Origin of the sequence: Flavobacterium frigidarium DSM 17623 (assembly GCF_000425505.1) — a bacterium.
GTDB lineage: Bacteria > Bacteroidota > Bacteroidia > Flavobacteriales > Flavobacteriaceae > Flavobacterium > Flavobacterium frigidarium.
Genome location: NZ_AUDO01000031.1, coordinates 1 through 5,157 on the forward strand (window position 1 = coordinate 1; position 5,157 = coordinate 5,157).

The window sequence follows — 5,157 nt, forward strand, 5'->3', positions numbered from 1 at the left end:
GTTATTAGCTGACTATTTTTTAAGTTTAGCATATTATTACCTTTGAATAACAACTTCAAATTTTTAGCGACTAAATACTGTACGTTTCCATTCAAAAAATAAAGCTGATTGGTATTAAAACTTGAATCTTGATTATCGATAACAAATCCCAAATCCCATTTTAATTTATTGGTGCTTTTGCCACGTAATTTCAAACCAATTTGATGATTGACCGTTACATTATTAAAAGCAAATAAGCTTTGTTCTAAGCGACGCCTACTAAACTTATAATCGACGGCAACCTGCACATTTGAATTTTTAAAATTAGAATTCACGTTAATTTTACCACTAAAATTATTCGACTTAAATTCATTGTCTACACCACTATACTCAGAGAACCCCTTGGTTGCTAGATACACAAGGGTGCTTTTAACAGAGAACGGCAATTTCTTAATTTTTAAATCGTAACTAAAAATTCCTCTTAGTGTACTAGAACCAGATACTAAAGTTGCTTGATTCTCGACGTAATCATCTTGATAAATTACATTATTTGAGACCGCTTGATGATCTTTACTATAGTTTAGAGATGAAAACAATACAGAATTCGTCTTTGCGTTGACATTAAAGTAATTCAAAGAGAAACTGTCTTGAGGCAAAATTTTATTATACGCTACTAAACTCTCCTTATTAATTGTTTGAAAATCTTCAATGACATCATTATTTAATAGCTGAGAAAGCAGTGGCAATCGATGACTCAAAGCATATCCCAAGCTAATTTTGCTAAGAAAACCAAGATTATAGAATACATTCAAATTTGGCTCTATTCTAGAATAGTTGGTTTGCTCGTTATTATAAGTGCTTCTAACATTGCTATTGCTAAATCCTACAACAGACTGAATTTTTGAAGTCCATTGTCGTGTCCAACTAATATTGGTCCGTAACATATCGTTCTTTAACTCTAAATCATTTTCAAATAATAGTTCTTTATCAATGTGATTTTCAAATTGATCCCTTTGTGTCAACAAATCCAACTTTACGCTGAAGATATTAGACTTCTTAGATAGCGTGAAAGAGTTATAAAAATCCAAATTACTGTTCCTGTTTGTGCTTCTTTGCTGAAACGATTGTACACCCAAATCAAATAATTCTTGATTCGCATTTAAACCTAATTTATCGCTACTTGTATTCAAAGCATGCCTAACAACACCTTTATACTTGATACTCTTTAAAATTGAAGTTTGAACCTTAAAAACTTGTGAAAAGCTCAAGCCATTACTTTCATCTTTATATGTGGTGCGATTTAATTCGTTATCTAAATTTTGATTCGCAGCGTCATCTGTTGGTGTAACAGTAGCAGCATAAGATATAAAGGTCGTTGCTGATTTATTAAATTCCCATTTTACAGCAGTGTTATTTAATAAGTATGACGCTTTATTTCGATCAGAATAAGAGAGATTATTGTTTTCCTCACCCAAATTTGTTTGCGTTTTATAATTCTCTTCTAATAAGTTTGCTGCATTAAATGTGTTTGAAAGCGTGATTTTTGAACGGGGCGAGATAAGGTTTGTATAAGTAAGCCCAATGAACTTATTGTTTTTTTCTTTATAAAAAGGTGTAGGATTTAAGAATGAAGGTAGTTCTATATCATTTAATCGATTTGACTCAGGACTGTCGTCACCAGCAGCTTTCATTTGACTGTAATCCTCTCTTGAAATAGGCACGTCACCAATGGTATTGTAATCAGAGATAATCGCTAAATTACCTTTTTTAAAAAACTTAAATGAATTAGAATGAAACCGCACTGCCTCTTTACCGCCATAACCTAGCTCGACATCAGATACCCATTTACTTTTATAAGAATCTTTAGTTTTTAAATTTAGCGCCACCCCTTTATCACCTCCAGATGCGATAGCAAAGCCTGAATAATTGGTATACAAATCAATCCCTTCAATCATATCAGCATTGATATTTTGAGTGGCCATTTGATGTTTGTTTCCAAAAAACTCATTACCATCAATCAATACATTATTAATCTTCTCTCCTTTATAGAAAACTTTACCCTCAGCATCAACCTCAAGACCAGGTAGCTTATTTATCACATCTTCGATTTTATTTTCGGTTCCATCAACAACAGCTTTTAGATTGTACGAAATACTATCTCCTTTAATCCGCATTATTTTAGGTCTTGCCTTAATAATAACATCTTCGAGCTGGTTTAGCTCCGGAAGCATCTCAAAAGTTAATAAGGCGTCTTTCTCTATTACAAGGTGCTCCACAACAGCACTGAAGCCTAATTTTTTCAGCGTTATTGTATAGGTACCGGAAGGCAGGCTTTTAATAAATTGACCATCAGTATTAGTAGAACCAAAAGCAACTTGTTGTTCTCCATGTGATAGAAGCACAATAACTCTAGAAAGAGGCTCTTTTTGTTGATTCAAAATTGTAATACCCAATTTATTTTGCGAAAATAAAAGCATTGGGAACAGTAGAAAGAGAAGTTGTTTTAAATCCAAATTAATAGGTCTATAAAAATTTAGTAATCAATGGCTGATTCCTCTCCACTTTAGTTGCTTTACCAAATACATGTCCGTACTGATATTCTAAAATAACGCCATTTACAAATGGAAGTTTATCGGGACTAGCCACTCCTGGCAAAGCCTTTGTAAAATATACTGTCAATGGCTGATCTTTATAAACACCAATGGCTTCTAGACAAGAATACCCTAAAATTATTTTTTTATTATTGGTATACTTCCAAGAGGTTATAGGCAGTTTCTCAGTGGTCACTTTATTATTAACGGTTTCTTTATAGCTATTTGTTTTATAATCTTTTATTATTTTTAACGGGTTGTAAGTATTTGTCACAGACATATTACTGACAAATAGCACCTTACTTTTTGGATCATTTACTTTAGTAATTCCTTTACCAACTTCTTTTTGTTCATGTGCTATAATTTCATAGTAAACTTTACTTCCTTGAATTGTCATAGTTGACTCTCGCTTACTACTCTGGACCAATTTTAAAGCACGTTCTCTAATATATTCTGGCAACCCTTTCACTGCATCTTCTTTCAAAATCGTTTGCCTTTCGAATACAACTTTAATACCAGATTGAGCATTACTTTGTAGAAAAAACAAACTACATACAATAGCTAACCCTGCTTTTTTAAATATGTATTTCATCTTAATTATCATTTCTTATCTGTATTGAATAGCTTTCATGTTTAACTCCTGATTCATCAACATACGATTCTGGCTCCAAATATTTTGCTTGTAAAATATCCAATTCCTTCTTACTGATATAAATGGCACTATTAGGTACAGTGGCAATGGGCAATTTATCATCAAAAAATTCTATTTTAGTTGCGTAAACCACTTTTTTATTAGATTCTATGCTCAGCACTAATCCAGGTATATCAATTGGCGTTATTGGACCGTCTATTACAGCTATGTCCTGCGTATACCAGTACTGAATGGTATCCTTATTTGATGTCAGTGCATATGCCGATAAACAATTATATCCATCGATAATTTTAGTTTTACTATCGTAATGCAACTCTTCCTGTTCAAATGGTGCTTTTACAAAGTACTCTTTGTCACTAACCGATGTGCTATTAGTAATAATTTCCTTTTTAAAATCTTTTAAATACCAAACTTTAAAGGGTTTCAATATCATACCTAAATTTTGATTCGTTGGTGTACTTTCCGTTTTCGAGGCAACCACTTTTTCTTTAGTATTGACACTTTCGTATAAAGAAAGATCACCGTTGTTAGTTAATTCAAAATAGGTAGGTGCCGTCATAAAGCTTTTTAACTCTTCCCTACTGTCTTCTGGTATTTGATTAAAAAAACTATCATTGTAGATAAATTTCTGCTCATAAGAGACTTTGATTGTCTTTTGGGCTATAGATAGAATAGGAACGATTAAGGAAAGAAATAATAAATATGGCTTCATGGATACTTTTTAAGTTTTGGGAATAGGGTAACTTTTACATCAAAAAGAGTTCATCTATTGAAAAATAGTATAAAACGAACATAACAAAGCTATAAAAGAAAACAGTCAAACCTAATTATTTTACTACAAAAATGAATTTATTGTTACTATTTATCGTACAAGTCAATAAGCACAAGAACTCACAAAGCAATGAATTTCTATTAGTTATAAAATACGAGTTTAAAAAAAGAGTAAAATATAGCATCAGTATAGCATTACTAATGACTTCCAGACAGTATCGATAAAGATCAAATTCTAAAAACGATATTCCATTTTAAGCAACACATACCTAGGTATTAAATGGTACTCTCCTTGTGAAATACTAATATCCGAAACACTATAGTTTTTGAACGTTTTGGTATTAAAAAGGTTCTTTCCAGAAAGGAAAAAAGTAAGCTTATTAGAATCTACCACATACCGAGCTTCGGCATCCAGAAAATAATATTTATTGTTATCCTTGCCTAAATTTCCAAAATAATAGCGCTCGCCTTGAACTTGTACATTAATTTCATCATTGAACTGCATCGACAAGTCTATAAAACTAACATTATCAGTAAAATCATTTTTTATACTCGTTTTTACTTGATTGTAATTCCACTTGGAACCTAAATGATAATTAAAAAACCCTTTGAATCCTGACCGTAGTTCAAAACCATAATCAACACCTAGGTTAGTGACTTCTCTTAAGTTTGTATTGTTTACACTGTTCTTAAAATTGCTTTGGTTTGCTCCCAACGATAGCTTTAAGTTAGATTGTATCGTTTTAAAGTACCTATCAAGACTACATTAAAGATAACAAATTAAGCGTTGCTGCTTATGTTGCATCTTTAGATAAAGATCTTATCGTTACAGGATTTAAAAGAGCTTCTTTAGGTTAATCCTTATGTAAGTATTAAAATACTAAACTCCATTTCAAAGCAATTTGAAATGGAGTTTTTTTTTTATAAAATTTAAACTAATTAGATACTATATTCTAAAAATAGAAATGAAAACGGATACTCTTAAAAAGAATAATTAGCTCCTAGCATCATGTACCCTGGCATAATCGAAATGACAGATTCTGTAAAAAAACTTTGATTGAACGCTGTTGTTATTAGCTGACTATTTTTTAAGTTTAGCATATTATTACCTTTGAATAACAACTTCAAATTTTTAGCGACTAAATACTGTACGTTTCCATTCAA

The 5,157-nt window shown here is 31.5% G+C and carries 5 protein-coding genes and 1 pseudogene; 1 reads left to right on the top strand and 5 read right to left on the bottom strand.

All coding sequences use genetic code 11. The features are described 5' to 3' along the window. The 4 genes from H603_RS16820 to H603_RS0112670 form a co-directional block, all read right to left on the bottom strand. Window positions 1-2,417, bottom strand: a 2,417-nt coding sequence (locus H603_RS16820) for a peptidase associated/transthyretin-like domain-containing protein (RefSeq protein WP_157510446.1), incomplete at its 3' end; no start/stop codon positions are given. 85 nt (window positions 2,418-2,502) lie between these two features. Continuing rightward, window positions 2,503-3,162, bottom strand: a complete 660-nt coding sequence (locus tag H603_RS0112660) for a GLPGLI family protein (protein WP_169628297.1) — start codon at window positions 3,160-3,162, stop codon at window positions 2,503-2,505. A 1-nt stretch (window position 3,163) separates the two neighbouring features. Beyond that, window positions 3,164-3,934: a GLPGLI family protein gene (locus H603_RS0112665; RefSeq protein ID WP_026708959.1), complete on the bottom strand. Its 771-nt coding sequence runs from the start codon at window positions 3,932-3,934 to the stop codon at window positions 3,164-3,166. Window positions 3,935-4,228: 294 nt separating this feature from the next. Then, window positions 4,229-4,708: a hypothetical protein gene (locus tag H603_RS0112670; protein WP_026708960.1), complete on the bottom strand. Its 480-nt coding sequence runs from the start codon at window positions 4,706-4,708 to the stop codon at window positions 4,229-4,231. A gap of 41 nt (window positions 4,709-4,749) precedes the next feature. Between H603_RS0112670 and H603_RS17695 the strand changes: the two are divergent. Beyond that, window positions 4,750-4,851 (top strand): annotated as a pseudogene (locus tag H603_RS17695) (translation elongation factor Ts); the annotation flags it as partial. 123 nt (window positions 4,852-4,974) lie between these two features. On the opposite strand, the gene H603_RS17630 reads toward H603_RS17695, so the two are convergent. Continuing rightward, window positions 4,975-5,157: hypothetical protein (locus tag H603_RS17630; RefSeq protein ID WP_211223776.1), on the bottom strand; the 183-nt coding region annotated here is incomplete at its 5' end.

Bases quoted from the DNA above. Each gene is read 5' to 3' on its own strand.
- H603_RS0112665 (WP_026708959.1), bottom strand. From the start codon at position 3,934: ATGAAGCCATATTTATTATTTCTTTCCTTAATCGTTCCTATTCTATCT.
- H603_RS0112660 (WP_169628297.1), bottom strand. From the start codon at position 3,162: ATGAAATACATATTTAAAAAAGCAGGGTTAGCTATTGTATGTAGTTTG.